We start from the raw sequence: 14838 nt of genomic DNA, 5'->3' as shown, positions 1-14838 counted from the left end.
ATTATATTCCTATTCTAAAACCACTCCTAAAATACAAACTTGGCGCATCGTTTAAGGTAAAAATTTCGTTTCTATTTGAATCTCTCAATACTCCATCCTGAAACATAGTATGCCCCACATAGCCATACACGAACATATTTTTAGCTATAGTATACTGATACCCTACAGCTGCCAAGGCGGCCGAGGTAGAAATAGACGAGGCTATACCAGATTCTGGAAGGATGATCGTATTTTGAAGATTCACATAATATCCATCCAAAATAAATTCTGTTTGCAACATATGTTTGTCATTAAAATAATACTTTAAACCACTTTTGGGAGCACCGATGACATATGCCCAATTGGGATGAAATCTTTTTTCGTAATAAACCACTGGCAACGGAATCCTTACGGCAACGCTAGAATTATAGGCAACCCCTAGTACCAACCTAGTTGGCTTTTCTATATTCGGCCTATCCATAATGGCCCCTATGGTTGCGTTAACAGAAAAATCTCCCTGCCCAAGCCTATTGTTCAGTGTAGAGGAAAGCCTTGGGGTTATTACTCCAACAAAGCGCCAGTCCGCATTGTGCTGCATCACATAGGCCATGTTGAAATCTACTACATGAAAGGTTTCAAACTTTTCATTGTCAAAGGAAGTTTCTCGAAGTAAATCGTAATTCATCATATTGTATTCACTTCCAAGAATAACCAGGTCACTCCCCCCTACTTTTATTGGCATATTGAATACTAATTTTAGCCGAGATAGTTTGGCCTCCGCATCATTTTTAGGCATCAACATATATTCTGACCTAAACACATCGGGCGTTTGTGCCAATCCCCTAACTGAAGCTCCTAAAAACAATAGTAGCCAGCCAAGCCAATATAAATTAATTTTCATTATTACTTGCTGTTTTTCCTACTGGAATATGTTGAAACGGACCTTGTTGAATAATATGTAGATCTCTTTGAGGAAAGGGAACACTAATGTTGTGAGTCCTAAATTTGGCATCCATATTATAGCGCATTGCACTCTTAATTTTGGGTTCTCCAAAACTATCATAGGTATAAAAATTTATAGAAAACAACAGCGAAGAATCTCCAAAATCCTCGAATAACACGAAGGATTTTGGGGTTTTTAATACACCTTTTTGTTCCTGGGCTACTTCCAACAATAATTTGGTCACTAAATCGATATCACTGCCATAGGCCACCCCTACCTTCACGGATTCCCTTGTTATTTTACTGTTTTGAGTATAATTATAAATACTGTCCGTTAAGAATTTATGGTTAGGAATAATAATGACCCTATCGTCTCTTGTAAGAGCTCTGGTAGTTCTTAGGCGAATTTCAAAAACCCTACCTACCTTTTCGTCTACTTCTATAATATCGCCTACGTGCAAAGATTGGTCAAGAATAATCAATATACCAGATATAATGTCCTGAAACAGGTATTGAAGGGCAAAACCCAAACCTACAAAAAGAGCTGCCGATGCAGTAAGCAGAACGGTTAGGTTAACCCCAGATGAATGCAGGATCACCAAAATAACCATGATATAGGAAAGGTATTTTAGAAACCCAAAAATACTGATAAACTTATTTTTATCTTCTTCCGGCAACTTGGAAGTCACTACTTTATGAACAATTTTCAATAAATAAGTAACGACCACAACAGCAATGATGATCGTTAAAAAAGTACCGGCCGTAATATCAACTTTTTCCCCATTGACGATGGGGTAGGTTAAAACATCCTTGATAATTTTAAAAAAGTCACGAATTTTTTCCATACTAGTATCTTAACCATTTAAAAAGTTCCTTATAGGTTGGTTTTTTTCCATACATTAAAATCCCCACCCTGTAGATTTTAGCGGCCAACCATACTATTCCTATAAAAGTCCCTATCAGCAAACCAATAGAAGTGATCACCTGCCAAAGAGGAACTCCTCCTTCTCCAATGCCACCTGGCAAGCGCATTAACATCACTATTGGAGAGGTCAGGGGAAATAATGAAAACCCTACCGCTATAGGACCATGTGGATTATTGAACACTGAAAAGAAACCTACATAAATAGCCAGCATCAGGGGTAAAATAATAGGAAATATAAACTGTTGGGTATCGGTCTCATTATCCACGGCCGCCCCAATGGCTGCATAGATAGAGCTATAAATAAAATAGCCCAAGACAAAATACACCATAAAAAAACCTATAAGCATTGCCCACGGAATTTTAAATAATTCATTGGCGTACAATTGCATGGTACTGTCTGCTGTAGAAGCATAGGCAGCGGCACCGGAAAAACCCGGGGCGTTTTCTGCACCAGCATTTAGGGCCGAAGGATCTATATCGAAAACCGCTATAACAACCCCCAATAAAATCGTAGCCGAAAAGATCCAAATGGCAAATTGTGTAATTCCGGCCAAGGAAGTACCTATGATTTTTCCCAACATTAACTGAAAAGGTTTTACGGAGGAAATAATAACTTCTATAATTCTACTGGTCTTTTCCTCAATGACACTACGCATAACAAAGCCGCCATATATGATAATGAACATCATAATCAGGTAGCCAAAGGCACCACCGATAAAGGCTTTTATTTCATTGAGTCCCTTTAGGTTTTGTTGGCCGGCAAAGGTGGCCGTTTTGATATCGAAATTGTGGTCTACCCGGTCAAAATCTGCTACGGAAACCCCTAAATCCTGTAGCCTTTGCAGCCTTAATTGTTTTGTAAAAACAGTTTCCAAGACATCGATTATCGAAGAGCCAGGGGCATCTTGGGTGTAAAAATAAGAGGCGCTGGCAGCTTCTTCCATATCCGAGGCATCGGGAATATACAACAAGCCATAAAAACCCATATTTACAATAGAGTCCTTGGCCGACTCTAAACTCACTTCCCTAAAATCGAGGTAGGAAATAGGACCATTGCTTTTAAATTTGTTCGTAAAATAAGGGCTTTCATTAAGCACCCCAATCGTTTTTATATCGTCATCATTAATTTTGGTCAGATAGGCGATCAGTACAATCATTCCTACCATTAGGATAGGACTTAAGAAGGTCATAATGACAAACGACTTATTGCGTACTTTCGCTAAATATTCGCGCTTTATAATGAGTGCCAGTTTACTCATAAAGATTTTTATTTTGTATTGTTTGAATAAAGATATCGTTGGTAGAAGGAATCGTTTCCGTAAAATTATTTAGGTTGCCCTTGCCCGAAAGCTTCGCCAATAACGCCCCGGTATCACTATTTGGCAGTTGAACCGTAAAATTTAATTGTTGTCCATCTTCGATATACTCCGAATGTAGAATCTGGAAATTGTCATGGAGATCCTCTAAGAGTCCATTGACATTTTTCAGGCCCAATCCTACTTTAAAAATATTATTCTTGTACGCTTGTTTGATATCGGTCAGTTTTCCGTCCAATATTTTTTCAGATCGGTGAATCAGGGCTATATAATCGCACAATTCCTCTACGGATTCCATTCTGTGGGTAGAAAAAATTATGGATGTTCCATTTTCCCTGAGCTGAAGGATTTCATCCTTTATAATATTGGCATTGATAGGATCAAAACCACTAAAAGGCTCGTCAAATATTAGGAGTTTTGGCTGGTGCAATACCGTTACGATAAATTGGATTTTCTGGGCCATTCCTTTGGAGAGTTCCTGCACCTTTTTATGCCACCAATCGCCTATATCCAAACGATCAAACCAATACTTTAAGCGCGCTTTGGCCTCAGTTTTGGACAGCCCCTTCAATTGTGCCAAATACAGGGCTTGCTCCCCTACCTTCATACTTTTGTACAGCCCTCGTTCTTCTGGCAGATACCCTATCATAGCGACATGCTTGGACTCCAAGGGTTTTCCATCAAAAAAGACGCTCCCCTGATCCGGATAGGTAATTTGATTAATAATTCTTATTAAGGTAGTTTTCCCTGCCCCATTGGGCCCCAACAAGCCATAGATGCTGTTTTTGGGGATTTCTAGAGAAACTTTATTAAGAGCAATGTGCTTCCCAAACTGTTTGGAAACCTCTCTAGCGACCAATATATTGTCCATGAATGCAATTTTATCAAAGATATAGAATTGCGCTCTAAGTGTTTTTAGTTTTTAAGATTTATTAAACACAAAAAGAACCAATGACTTCCCTTTTTATAAGATTCTGACACTTATAGCAAAAGAATTAAAAGTACTCTAGATGAACAGATTAAGCACTACCCACAACTTTCAAAACCCTATAAAAAACAAAACCCACCCTTAACGAATCAAGGATGGGAAAAAAAATGTTGTGGAAAAGAATACCAATATTGGATATTCAACATTAATTCTTTTCTATATTCTTTATTTTAGTTTTCTATTTAGCACCTTAAGAAAACATATCCTTTACTTTCTCGAAGAAAGATTTATCGGACTTCTCTGGTCTAGGCTCAAAATTATCATTGCCTTTCATGCGCTCAAAGAAATCTTTTTGTTCCTTATTAAGCTCTTTTGGCGTCCAAACATTTACATGAACCAATAAATCTCCTTGGCCGTAACCGTTAAGATCAGGAATACCTTTGCTTCTTAAGCGAAGTATTTTTCCCGACTGGATTCCTGCTTCCAATTTAATTCTCACTTTTCCGCCTATGGCATCAATTTCCTTAGAAGTACCTAAAACGGCATCTGAAAAACTAATATACAGATCGTAGTGCAGGTTATTACCCTCACGTTTTAAGGTAGGGTGTTCTTCGGTTTCTATAGCGACCAACAAATCACCTGGCACTCCGTTTCCTGGGGCATCGTTTCCTTTGTTAGGAACTTTAAGCTGCATCCCTTCTTCGACTCCGGCCGGTATTTTAATACTAACGGTTTCTTCGGAAACTTTTAATCCATGGGCATCTGCATCACTAGGTTTTTTATCGATCGTCTGTCCACTTCCCCCACAACTACTACAAGTTGCTGCGGTTTGCATTCTACCTAGTATAGTATTGGTAATTTTTGCTACCTGTCCGCTACCGCCACAGGTATTACAAGTAGAATATGTTACGCCTTCTGCCTGTATTTTTCGTTTTACCTTTACCTTCTTTTCTACCCCAAGGGCTATTTCGTCCAAGGTTAATCGCACCCTAATCCGTAGGTTACTACCTTTTACACGACGCTGTCCGCCTCCTCCGCCAAATCCGGAAAAACCACCAAAACCGCCACCGCCAAAGGCACCGCCAAAGATGTCACCAAACTGACTGAAGATATCGTCCATGTTCATAGAACCACCACCGCCATATCCGCCGCCGTTTTCAAATGCGGCATGACCGTACTGATCGTAACGAGCCTTCTTATTGGCATCGCTCAATATTTCATAGGCTTCAGCGGCCTTTTTAAACATTTCTTCTGCCTTAGAATCCCCAGGGTTCTTATCTGGGTGAAACTCAATTGCTTTTTTACGATATGCTTTTTTTATTTCTGCTGCTGTGGCATTTTTACCAATGCCTAAGATATCATAATAATCCTCCTTCATAAAACACTTTTAATTTCCAACAACCACTTTTGGATGGCGTATGATTTTATCTCCTAGTTTAAATCCTTTCTCTATGACATCGATTACCTTCCCCTTCAATTTCTTGTTCGGTGCAGGAATCTGGGTAATAGCATCGTGAATCTCGGCATCAAAATCATCGCCTTGCTTAACGACAATATCTTGAAGACCTTTGGCCTTTAAAGTATCTACTAATTTATTTTGGATTAGCCCTACTCCCTTCACCATTTCCTTGTCGTCAGATTTGGCAAGTTCTTTCATAGCCCTTTCAAAATCATCTAGTACCGGCAATAAAGAAACAAGAACTTCTTGTCCCGCCGTTTTAAACAAATCCATTCTTTCTTTGGAAGTACGCTTTTTATAGTTTTCGAACTCAGCAAAAAGACGTAGAAATTTGTCCTTCTCCTTGTTCAGGTCTTCTTGTAATTGTTCCTCTACACTCAACGCTGGTTCGGTTTCTACGGTTTCTTCCTCCACAGATTGATCCTCCTGATTAAGCTCTTGATTTTCAACATTGTTCAAAACCTCATCTTCCATCGCTTCTGATTTATTCTCGTTGCTCATTTAAAATTCATTTATATACTCTGTTTTGGAATGGCAAAAGTACTGCCAATTATTCAAAAATGTCATAATGTCATAAACTTTATAACAAAACATCCGCCAATGGCGGATGTTTTGTTATAAATATGACGGACAAAGTCTTAAGGGGCATATTCCCGATCACTACAAGCATCTCCCTTATACTGCTTGGTTTTCTCCTTATAAATACCCTCCAAGGCACTACATATATTTTGATAATCGAAGACAAAACCCGATTCTTCTATTTTTTTACTACTAACCCTTTGACTGACAAACAACAAATAAGCCATTTCTCCCAGCGCTATACGCATAAACAGCTTCGGGATGTTGGGTAACACCAACGGCTTCTCCAAGACTTTGGCTATTTCCCTTGTCAGCTTTACGTTGGTCACCGGATTCGGGGCCACTGCATTATAAACCCCAGTTATATTTTCTTCTAACACATGAAGAAACATACGTGCCAAATCATGAATATGAATCCAAGACTGCCACTGCTCCCCAGAACCCATAGGTGCCCCTACATAATATTTGATAGGTTTCGCCATTTCTGTCAAAACTCCGCCTTTACCTGACATCACCAAGCCTATTCTTAATTTAGCTACATTGATATTAAACTGCTTAAACCGATCTACTTCCTTCTCCCAAGCAAAGACTACTTTGCCTAAAAAACTATCATCGACCTCGGTTTCGTCCTCCTCGTAATAGTGAGCAATAGAGTCTGGATAAATCCCGATCGCAGAAGCAGAAACGAACCCTTCTATAGTATGGCTTTCTAATTTTTGGAATCCATTTGCCAAGGTCCTTAAGGCATTTATTCTACTGTTAAGGATACGCTTTTTCTGAAGGGGAGTCCAGCGTTTGGCAATATTGGCACCCGCCAAGTTTATGATGGAGGTAACCCCATTAAAACACTCTAGGTCTATTTCACCCTTATTAGGGTTCCAATAATACCCTTGGTAATTTTCACGGGAAACTATTTTTTGTTTTGAAGTGGTTAAGTAACTCACTGGAATATTCCTTTCTTGACATAAGGCTACAATTTCGCTCCCCACCAATCCCGTTGCGCCCGCTATTAAAATTTTCATAATTATACATTCGAGTTCCTTCTAAATAAAGGTATAGAAATTAATGGTCGTTGATACGGACTTTAATGTAGGTTTAACAATAAACAGTTACCTTAATAATTAAGAAGGCACCTTTATTGTTTTTTTTGTCCCCTTAACATTTCTCTTTTCCCTGGAGGCCCAGGCAAACGCTCTACTATAAAACCAACCGCCTGCATAGCTCTTCTGACACTGCCTTTGGCCGCATAGGTCACTAGAACACCCTCTGGTTTTAACGCTTGGAACATTTTTGTAAAAATCTCCTCTGTCCAAAGTTCTGGCTGAACACGGGCACCAAAAGCATCAAAATATATCAGATCGAAGGCATTGGAATCGCCTATATCTTTAAAATCCTTTTGTTGTTTTAATAAGGTAAAATTATCGGTGATATCACAAGCCTCTTCCCAAGGGGAGTTGTGCATCAACAACAATTCATTTTCAAAATCTTGAGCCTTTAATTGCGCCACATAGTTTAATTCCGTCACCTCCTCTGGCGATACCGGATACGCCTCTACCCCCTGGTACATTATTTCCAAACCTTGCTTTTGGCCCTCGAGAAGGGTTATAAAAGCGTTCAGCCCGGTTCCGAAGCCTATTTCCAAGATGGCCAGCTCCCTATTTTGATATAAGGACAGCCCATTTTTAATAAACACATGATATGCCTCTTGTACGGCACCGTGTACAGAATGGTACTGCTCGTTCCAATCTTCTATCTGAATGGTTTTAGACCCATCCCCTGTGGTAATAATTTTTCTTTTCACATTATTTTATTAGCAATACCCCATCCGCTTCAAACCCGTAGGTTTTTTTCACCTCGGTGATTGTAGCAATTTCGGCATTCGATTTACCGGCATCCTTTGCAAAATGCCGTTGATCATCAACACTCATCTCTTCTATAAAAGCCTTTCCATTGACCACTACTTCCTTCCCGGTAATATCCTTAGGCATAAAAAAACCGTAGTCTTTAAATTTCACCATAGCCTCTTCACCTTGGTCCAATGCAAGGGTCATCCAACATCCTTTTGCCTGGCACACATCCACAACCCTAGCGGTAAACTGAAGCGCTAAAGTATCCAAAACTTCCAATTCTCGATATTTTTGAAACATTATGGAGGGCGATAAGGCATTTACAGCATTTATTTTCGTGCCAAAAACATCGTACTTCCCCTGCTCGAAAGCCGTACCAACCTTTTCGATCTTATTTTTCTGATCCTTACAAGATACAAACAAGCACAAAAACACAATCAATATGTTAAAAAACTTCATATTTGTCAATATTTAAATCCTCCATACAAAACTGGTCAATTTTAAAGAAAAAAAGAAGCCCTAATGAGGTTATTTGCTTAATTTTATTCTTTTAAATATAAATTCATGGATACTATTGCAAATGCTATAAAGATAGAGAAGGCTAAAACGTCTAAGATTGATCAGGTAGATTTTAACAATTTAGCTTTTGGAAAGGTTTTAACAGACCATATGATGGTCTGCGATTATAAAAATGGTGCTTGGGAAACTCCTAAGGTCATCCCTTATCAGCCAATATCCCTAGATCCTTCTGCCAAAATATTTCATTACGGCCAGTCTGTCTTTGAAGGTATGAAAGCCTATAAGGATAGTGAGAAAAAAGTTTGGCTGTTCAGACCATTGGACAATCACAAACGTATTAACATTTCCTCGAAGCGACTTGCTATTCCAGAAATCCCAGAAGATTACTTTATGGAAGGGCTTAAAGCGCTTTTAAAAGTAGACGAGCAATGGATTCCCACTTCGGAAGGAAGCTCCTTATATATTAGACCATTTATATTTGCTACCGGGAAAGGTTTTCACGCCTCTCCTGCCGATGAGTATAAATTAATCATTGCCTGTGCCCCTTCTGGCTCTTATTTTGCAGGTAAGGTAAAGGTATTGATAGAAGAGACCTATTCTAGATCTGCCAATGGCGGTGTTGGATTTGCCAAGGCCGGAGGAAATTATGCCGGACAATTTTACCCTACTCAATTAGCGGTAGAAAAAGGCTATAACCAAGTGATTTGGACAGATGATAACACGCATGAATATATAGAAGAGGCGGGAGCCATGAATATTTTTATTCGTATTAACGACACCCTTATTACTAGCCCTACTAGCGATAGAATACTGGACGGTATCACTAGAAAGAGTATCATAGAAATCGCCAAGGACGAAAACATCGCTGTAGAAGTTAGAAAAATTACCGTTAGCGAAGTTATAGAAGCTTCCAAAAACGGAAGTTTAAAAGAAATGTTCGGCGCCGGAACCGCAGCCGTTATTTCTCCGATTTCAGGTTTTGGATACAGAAACCAAGACTACGATTTACCAGAATTGGAAAACAGCTATGCAGCCTTACTGAAAAAACGCATTACTGACATTCAATACAACAAAGTAGAGGATAAATTTGGATGGAGATATAAATTGTAATCCACTAATACCTTCGTGAAAAATTTTCCGAAGACAAAAAATCTTTAAAAGCAATCTGCCTAAACAACAGATTGCTTTTTTTATGCCTTTCTTCCAAAAAAACGACTGTTTTAATACAATACGGGCTCTAAGTAGTTGCAACACTACAACCCACAATACCTATAAGATCGCTGCCGTACTAGCCAGCAATTTCTAACTCCCCACAGGCTAACCTTATCTGTCCAAGATTTCAGAGATTTTGGGCTTAAAATAATCTGGTCCCTTTAACACCTTTCCATCTTCCCTATAAATAGCCTTCCCATCCTTACCTAGCTTACTCATATTACTCCTCTGTATCTCTTCAAAAACCTCCTCTATTTTATGCTGCATTCCATGCTCTAAAATGGTCCCGCACAAAATATAGAGCATATCGCCAAGGGCATCTGCCACCTCTACTAGATCGTTGTTTTCGGCAGCCTCTAAGTATTCCCTATTTTCTTCGTCCATTAAATTATACCGTAGGATGTTTTTTTCCTTCCCCAAATTAGCCTTCATCTCATTGGACACTCCCAAGCCAAAAGACTTGTGAAATAATGCTACCGCCTCTAGTTTACTTTTCATTATTACTTATATTTAAGTTAGCTTTGCGTAAAAATAGAAATATGTTCAGTACAGGTCAATTAATTTTCGCCGGCCTTTTTTTTATAGCCTTCGTCATCATCACCTTTTTTGCTTACAACAAGGACAAAAGTCTTCATTTAAAGAACTATAAAGGCATCAAATGGATAGCCTTAACCTTCGTTTCTTTTATCATCATTCTTTTTATAATTAAGTTTTTCCTAAAACAATAAGTCCACAAATAGGAAGTACAAAATTGCCTTTATACAGTTTTTTAGGATTTTTCGTACAGTTTTAAGGAATAAAATCGTAAGTTTGCATTTTACACTAATAAGCAAACTTTCATGGTGACTTTTTTAATTATATTATCGGCTTTAATAAGTATTAATACCCTTCTATTTTTAATCAGTTATAATTCCAATTCAAAATAAGACGGCACCTCAGCTAGCCATACCGCAACATCGGCACCGGTCTTTTACCAACTAAAACGCCTTACTCCTCCTTCATTTTTCCTATACAACTTTAACCACAAGCTCCCCTTTTCCTAAGTAGATTTCCCTACTTGAGTGCATTAAATAACACTTCTTTATCCTTTTTAGCATTTTAATTTGGGCGTTCCCTCCTTCGTCGGTCAGGCCCTTGGCTATATCCCTTGCTCCGCTACGGGGATGCCGCCGCGGTCCCTAACGCAAAATAAGTTCGGATTAAAACTACGGGAACCGCCAAAAAAACATTTGTGTGAATTAAAAAACACCTCCTTTATGCTTTCCTATCAGTATTGAAGACTTCTGCCAACACTTTCTTTTACCTTAAACCAGACCGGCCGCCTATAGCGCTGATCATACAAACCAGAGAGCATTTTCAAAACACACCTGTAACTATATCCAAAATTCCATAGCAGTCTCCACAGCACACTCATCTATATCAGTGACTTATAAAATATAGCTCTCATATCTTCTCTTGTTTTTATACAAAAAGCTAAGAAATACACTCAAACAGAACGTTAAACATATATTAAAATTATTATTTATAAATATTAATATCGTTCATACCCATAATTTAACAGGGTATAAATTGCATTATGTGTATTTTTTAATACCACACCCCTATTTTATGAGGGGGTAAACTTCATTTTATCATATATTTACAAAAAACAATTCTCAATTATGAAAAAAATAGAAGCAATTATCAGAAAGTCCAAATTTGACGAAGTCAAGGATGCACTACATCAAATTGAAGTTAACTTTTTTAGTTATTGGGACGTAACAGGCGTTGGAAATGAAAAACAAGGACATGTTTATCGTGGTATTTCATACAGCACCTCGGACATACAGCGAAGATATTTATCTATTGTAGTATCAGACGATTTCCTAGAAAAAACAATAGACACCATTTTAGAAACTGCTTATTCCGGAAACGTGGGCGATGGGAAGATTTTTGTGTCGGACATTGAAGAAGCCTACCGGATAAGAACGAAAGAAAGCGGACACGCTGGAATCAACTAACCTTTTTTATTAATCAATAAACAACTGTACGATATGGACACAGGATTATTTACCGCGAACAACGTTTGGATGATGATATGCACAGCACTTGTATTTTTCATGCACCTAGGATTTTCACTTTTAGAAATTGGACTTACCCGTCAAAAAAACACTATAAACATCCTTTTTAAAAATATATTTATAATATGCCTTGGAGTACTTCTATATTATTTAGGAGGTTTTAACCTTATGTATCCTGGCGCTTTCAATGGTTATTTGGGTTTTGCCGGGCTAGGCTTGGAGGCACCAATACTTGCCGATGGCAGTTTAGACCTCGCCTATAATGAAGGCTATACTTATTGGACCGATTTTCTTTTTCAAGCCATGTTTGCCGCAACGGCCGCTACGATTGTTTCTGGGGCCGTAGCCGAACGGATTAAACTAGGCGGATTCATGATTTTTACCCTTTTTTACGTAGGCCTTGTTTACCCTATTGTAGGGTCTTGGCAATGGGGAGGCGGCTTCTTATCGACTCTTGGTGGCGAGAATGGCGGATTCCATGATTTCGCAGGCTCTACCCTAGTACATTCCGTAGGAGGTTGGGCTGCTTTGATCGCAATTTACCTATTAGGGCCCCGTATTGGTAAATTTGGCAAGGATGGAAAAGCCAATGCTATTCCAGGACATAACCTTCCCTTAGCCACCGCAGGTGTTCTTATTCTTTGGATGGGATGGTTTGGCTTCAACGGAGGCTCGGTACTATCGGCAGATCCGGCAGCTACCTCTATCGTTTTGGTGACCACCTGCTTGGCCGCAGCCGCAGGAGGGGCAGGAGCCTTTATATTCTCTACCCTAAAACACAAAAACTACGACCTTACCATGATGCTCAACGGTATTCTAGGAGGACTCGTTGGGATTACGGCAGGAGCCGACCTGATGGGACCGACAGAAGCCATCGCGATAGGGTTTTTAGCAGGAATAATTATCGTATACGGCGTAGCCCTTTTAGATAAACTGAAACTCGATGATCCTGTAGGAGCCGTTGCCGTACATCTTATTTGCGGAATCTGGGGAACCTTGGCCGTAGGTCTTTTGGGGACCAAGGCAGGATTAAGCCAATTCATTTATCAATTGTCAGGGGTAGCGATTATCGGACTGTTTTGCTCTATTAGCGCCTTTATTATCCTAATATCCATTAAAAAACTATCGGGCATAAGAGTCACTAAAGAAGAAGAAGTTGAAGGATTGGACATCCACGAACACGGAATGGATGCCTATGCCGATTTTAGACTCAACCAATACTAAATCATTACTAAATAAAAAGGAAACGGAGCGTTTTGCAGAACGCTCCGTTAATAACCTTTTTCACTGTTGAAACTCAATTTTAATCATTCACTCCCTCAAATGAGGTCCTAAACTCTTGAATTATGAAAATGATTACAGATACAAATTTCGTGAAAATATTTCTGTTTTCCATAGCTATTTTCTCCACTTTTACCTCCTTTTCCCAAGAAAACGAAACCAAGGACAAGAAAATAAGTTTTAGCGGAAGCATAGATGCCTATTACAAAACCAACCTTAGTGCCTCGGACAAAATCCTACAATCTCCGGGCACCTCTTTTGCCAACGAAACCGGCTTTGCCTTGGGGATGGCCAATGCCATAGTTGCTTATACAACCGAAAAAACCGGCGCGGTAGCCGATTTGGTTTTTGGCCCTAAGGGCGATGAGGCCTCCGGGGGGTATCAAATCAACCAGTTGTATGCCTATTGGAATGTAACCGACGATATAAAACTTACTGCCGGCCGATTTAATACCTTTTTAGGATATGAAGTCATTTCTCCAACAGCCAACTTTAATTATAGTACCTCCTATTTATTCTCTTATGGTCCTTTTTCCCATCTGGGCTTAAAAGCCGATTTTTCTTTAACCGAGGAACTCAGCCTGATGCTTGCTTTTATGAACGTTACGGATGTAAACAATAATATGACCGGAGCTTATTCCTTTGGAGCACAACTAGGATATTCCGGACAATATTTGAATTTTTATTATGACAACAAAGCTAGCCTAGGGTTTGAAATAGATTATACTGGCGGTATAACGGTCACGGAAGATTTTTATCTCGGAATTAATGCGGCCTATCAAGATAATGACGGCATTGGTTTTTATGGTGCTGCCCTTTACCCGCAATTGGCCACTACGGAAAACCTGACCATGGGATTACGGGGAGAATATTTTGTAGAAAACGGTGCTTATGGCGCCATAGGTACCGATGTTGAAGACGCTAGCGTTTTTGCCCTAACACTCACCGCAAGCTACAACATTGAAAACCTGACCATTAAGCCTGAAATAAGATTGGATAGCGCCTCTGACGACGCATTTTTGGATCGGGATGCAACAAGCTCAAAAAACCTATCTTCCTTTCTCATTGCGGCGATATACGCTTTTTAATACCTGTTGATTTTTGGTTGAATGCCCGGCAATGTGTCGGGTATTTTTCTATTTATCTTTTTTAAAAGCCTTAACACCCGCCAAAATTGCAACATTCAGCCTATTTTGCCTTGGCACCAAAGGACATGAATATTTTGAATTATAAGCACAGTACGGATTATAAGCTTTATTAAAATCGATTACCACCGTATCTGTTTTTGGGATCCTCATATCTAGATACCTGCCACCAGTATAGGTTTCCTCCCCATTGGTGATGTCTGAAAAAGGAAGGAACAAATAATCTTCAAATCCCTCTTGTTCTTTTAATTCCTGATTTTGATACACCTCTAATTGATGTTTTTGACCTTCCAACATAAACGTTAGCGTACCATACACCACTTCTTCAGATTTTAGGCCAGTACTGGTAGGCATTAAAAACGGTAAAGCTTCGGGCGTCCTTGTAAAGGTAGCAGTTACCCTATATAAAGTATCGGGCTCAAAAAAATCGAGACTTTCAAAATTTTTCCGGATTCTATCTGGCAAGGGCGAGCTTTTAGGGTTCTTAAACTCCTCATTCAAATTCTTTTGAAACTGCAGTACATCCTGCAAGGATTCGGCCTGTAATACTACCGTATTTTCTACCGCTGAATCATGATACCTTTTCTCTTTACAACCCACTGTTATTAGCAATAACAACAAAATCAAACGCCACATAGTTTAGTTT

At 39.2% G+C, this 14838-nt stretch carries 15 protein-coding genes; 4 read left to right on the top strand and 11 right to left on the bottom strand.

Annotated elements, in window-relative coordinates; genetic code table 11:
* Position 1: 1 nt before the first annotated feature.
* The 9 genes from HCG49_RS06665 to HCG49_RS06625 all read right to left on the bottom strand — a co-directional run bounded on the left by HCG49_RS06665 (position 2) and on the right by HCG49_RS06625 (position 8434).
* Positions 2-880 carry a DUF6268 family outer membrane beta-barrel protein gene (locus HCG49_RS06665; RefSeq protein ID WP_168468764.1) on the bottom strand — a complete coding sequence of 293 codons (879 nt, stop codon included), beginning with the start codon at positions 878-880 and terminating at the stop codon, positions 2-4.
* Positions 870-1766, bottom strand: a complete 897-nt coding sequence (locus tag HCG49_RS06660; RefSeq protein WP_168468763.1) for a mechanosensitive ion channel family protein — start codon at positions 1764-1766, stop codon at positions 870-872. Before HCG49_RS06660 ends, HCG49_RS06665 begins: the two co-directional genes overlap by 11 nt.
* 1 nt (position 1767) lies before the next feature.
* Complete coding sequence (locus HCG49_RS06655) at positions 1768-3105, bottom strand: ABC transporter permease (protein WP_168468762.1); 1338 nt, start codon at positions 3103-3105, stop codon at positions 1768-1770.
* The gene (locus HCG49_RS06650; RefSeq protein WP_168468761.1) at positions 3098-4033 is read right to left on the bottom strand and encodes an ABC transporter ATP-binding protein; all 936 of its coding nucleotides are present in this window, start codon (positions 4031-4033) and stop codon (positions 3098-3100) included. The genes HCG49_RS06655 and HCG49_RS06650 overlap by 8 nt, the downstream gene beginning before the upstream one ends.
* A 307-nt stretch (positions 4034-4340) precedes the next feature.
* Positions 4341-5468: a molecular chaperone DnaJ gene (gene dnaJ / locus HCG49_RS06645; protein WP_168468760.1), complete on the bottom strand. Its 1128-nt coding sequence runs from the start codon at positions 5466-5468 to the stop codon at positions 4341-4343.
* Positions 5469-5477: 9 nt separating this feature from the next.
* Positions 5478-6050: a nucleotide exchange factor GrpE gene (locus HCG49_RS06640; RefSeq protein ID WP_168468759.1), complete on the bottom strand. Its 573-nt coding sequence runs from the start codon at positions 6048-6050 to the stop codon at positions 5478-5480.
* Between the two features lie 137 nt (positions 6051-6187).
* Positions 6188-7150, bottom strand: a complete 963-nt coding sequence (locus tag HCG49_RS06635; protein ID WP_168468758.1) for a TIGR01777 family oxidoreductase — start codon at positions 7148-7150, stop codon at positions 6188-6190.
* Between the two features lie 113 nt (positions 7151-7263).
* Positions 7264-7929, bottom strand: coding sequence for a tRNA (5-methylaminomethyl-2-thiouridine)(34)-methyltransferase MnmD (mnmD, locus tag HCG49_RS06630; RefSeq protein WP_168468757.1), 666 nt, complete (start codon positions 7927-7929; stop codon positions 7264-7266).
* A 1-nt stretch (position 7930) separates the two neighbouring features.
* Positions 7931-8434 (bottom strand): DUF4920 domain-containing protein, encoded by a 504-nt coding sequence (locus tag HCG49_RS06625; RefSeq protein ID WP_168468756.1) that lies wholly within the window; start codon positions 8432-8434, stop codon positions 7931-7933.
* A gap of 105 nt (positions 8435-8539) precedes the next feature.
* Between HCG49_RS06625 and HCG49_RS06620 the strand changes: the two genes are divergently transcribed.
* A complete protein-coding gene (locus HCG49_RS06620; RefSeq protein ID WP_205764354.1) occupies positions 8540-9604 on the top strand; it encodes a branched-chain amino acid aminotransferase in 1065 nt (354 codons plus the stop codon).
* A gap of 213 nt (positions 9605-9817) precedes the next feature.
* Here HCG49_RS06620 and HCG49_RS06615 read toward each other — a convergent pair whose 3' ends face one another.
* Complete coding sequence (locus HCG49_RS06615; protein WP_168468755.1) at positions 9818-10204, bottom strand: nucleoside triphosphate pyrophosphohydrolase family protein; 387 nt, start codon at positions 10202-10204, stop codon at positions 9818-9820.
* 1163 nt (positions 10205-11367) lie between these two features.
* Between HCG49_RS06615 and HCG49_RS06610 the strand changes: the two genes are divergently transcribed.
* The 3 genes from HCG49_RS06610 to HCG49_RS06600 all read left to right on the top strand — a co-directional run bounded on the left by HCG49_RS06610 (position 11368) and on the right by HCG49_RS06600 (position 14135).
* The gene (locus HCG49_RS06610; protein WP_168468754.1) at positions 11368-11706 is read left to right on the top strand and encodes a P-II family nitrogen regulator; all 339 of its coding nucleotides are present in this window, start codon (positions 11368-11370) and stop codon (positions 11704-11706) included.
* A gap of 33 nt (positions 11707-11739) precedes the next feature.
* Positions 11740-12990: an ammonium transporter gene (locus tag HCG49_RS06605; protein WP_168468753.1), complete on the top strand. Its 1251-nt coding sequence runs from the start codon at positions 11740-11742 to the stop codon at positions 12988-12990.
* A gap of 122 nt (positions 12991-13112) precedes the next feature.
* The gene (locus tag HCG49_RS06600; RefSeq protein WP_168468752.1) at positions 13113-14135 is read left to right on the top strand and encodes an outer membrane beta-barrel protein; all 1023 of its coding nucleotides are present in this window, start codon (positions 13113-13115) and stop codon (positions 14133-14135) included.
* Between the two features lie 48 nt (positions 14136-14183).
* Here the strand turns inward: HCG49_RS06600 and HCG49_RS06595 are convergent, their stop codons facing one another.
* The gene (locus tag HCG49_RS06595; protein ID WP_168468751.1) at positions 14184-14828 is read right to left on the bottom strand and encodes a DUF1684 domain-containing protein; all 645 of its coding nucleotides are present in this window, start codon (positions 14826-14828) and stop codon (positions 14184-14186) included.
* Positions 14829-14838 lie beyond the last annotated feature (10 nt).

The sequence above is a fragment of the Arenibacter sp. 6A1 genome, assembly GCF_012272855.1.
Classification (GTDB): Bacteria; Bacteroidota; Bacteroidia; order Flavobacteriales; family Flavobacteriaceae; genus Arenibacter.
This window is presented reverse-complemented; position numbering and strand designations above follow the sequence as displayed.

Bases quoted from the DNA above. Each gene is read 5' to 3' on its own strand.
- HCG49_RS06665 (WP_168468764.1), bottom strand. From the start codon at position 880: ATGAAAATTAATTTATATTGGCTTGGCTGGCTACTATTGTTTTTAGGA.
- HCG49_RS06660 (WP_168468763.1), bottom strand. From the start codon at position 1,766: ATGGAAAAAATTCGTGACTTTTTTAAAATTATCAAGGATGTTTTAACC.
- HCG49_RS06655 (WP_168468762.1), bottom strand. From the start codon at position 3,105: ATGAGTAAACTGGCACTCATTATAAAGCGCGAATATTTAGCGAAAGTA.
- HCG49_RS06650 (WP_168468761.1), bottom strand. From the start codon at position 4,033: ATGGACAATATATTGGTCGCTAGAGAGGTTTCCAAACAGTTTGGGAAG.
- dnaJ (WP_168468760.1), bottom strand. From the start codon at position 5,468: ATGAAGGAGGATTATTATGATATCTTAGGCATTGGTAAAAATGCCACA.
- HCG49_RS06640 (WP_168468759.1), bottom strand. From the start codon at position 6,050: ATGAGCAACGAGAATAAATCAGAAGCGATGGAAGATGAGGTTTTGAAC.
- HCG49_RS06635 (WP_168468758.1), bottom strand. From the start codon at position 7,150: ATGAAAATTTTAATAGCGGGCGCAACGGGATTGGTGGGGAGCGAAATT.
- HCG49_RS06625 (WP_168468756.1), bottom strand. From the start codon at position 8,434: ATGAAGTTTTTTAACATATTGATTGTGTTTTTGTGCTTGTTTGTATCT.
- HCG49_RS06620 (WP_205764354.1), top strand. From the start codon at position 8,540: ATGGATACTATTGCAAATGCTATAAAGATAGAGAAGGCTAAAACGTCT.
- HCG49_RS06615 (WP_168468755.1), bottom strand. From the start codon at position 10,204: ATGAAAAGTAAACTAGAGGCGGTAGCATTATTTCACAAGTCTTTTGGC.
- HCG49_RS06610 (WP_168468754.1), top strand. From the start codon at position 11,368: ATGAAAAAAATAGAAGCAATTATCAGAAAGTCCAAATTTGACGAAGTC.
- HCG49_RS06605 (WP_168468753.1), top strand. From the start codon at position 11,740: ATGGACACAGGATTATTTACCGCGAACAACGTTTGGATGATGATATGC.
- HCG49_RS06600 (WP_168468752.1), top strand. From the start codon at position 13,113: ATGAAAATGATTACAGATACAAATTTCGTGAAAATATTTCTGTTTTCC.
- HCG49_RS06595 (WP_168468751.1), bottom strand. From the start codon at position 14,828: ATGTGGCGTTTGATTTTGTTGTTATTGCTAATAACAGTGGGTTGTAAA.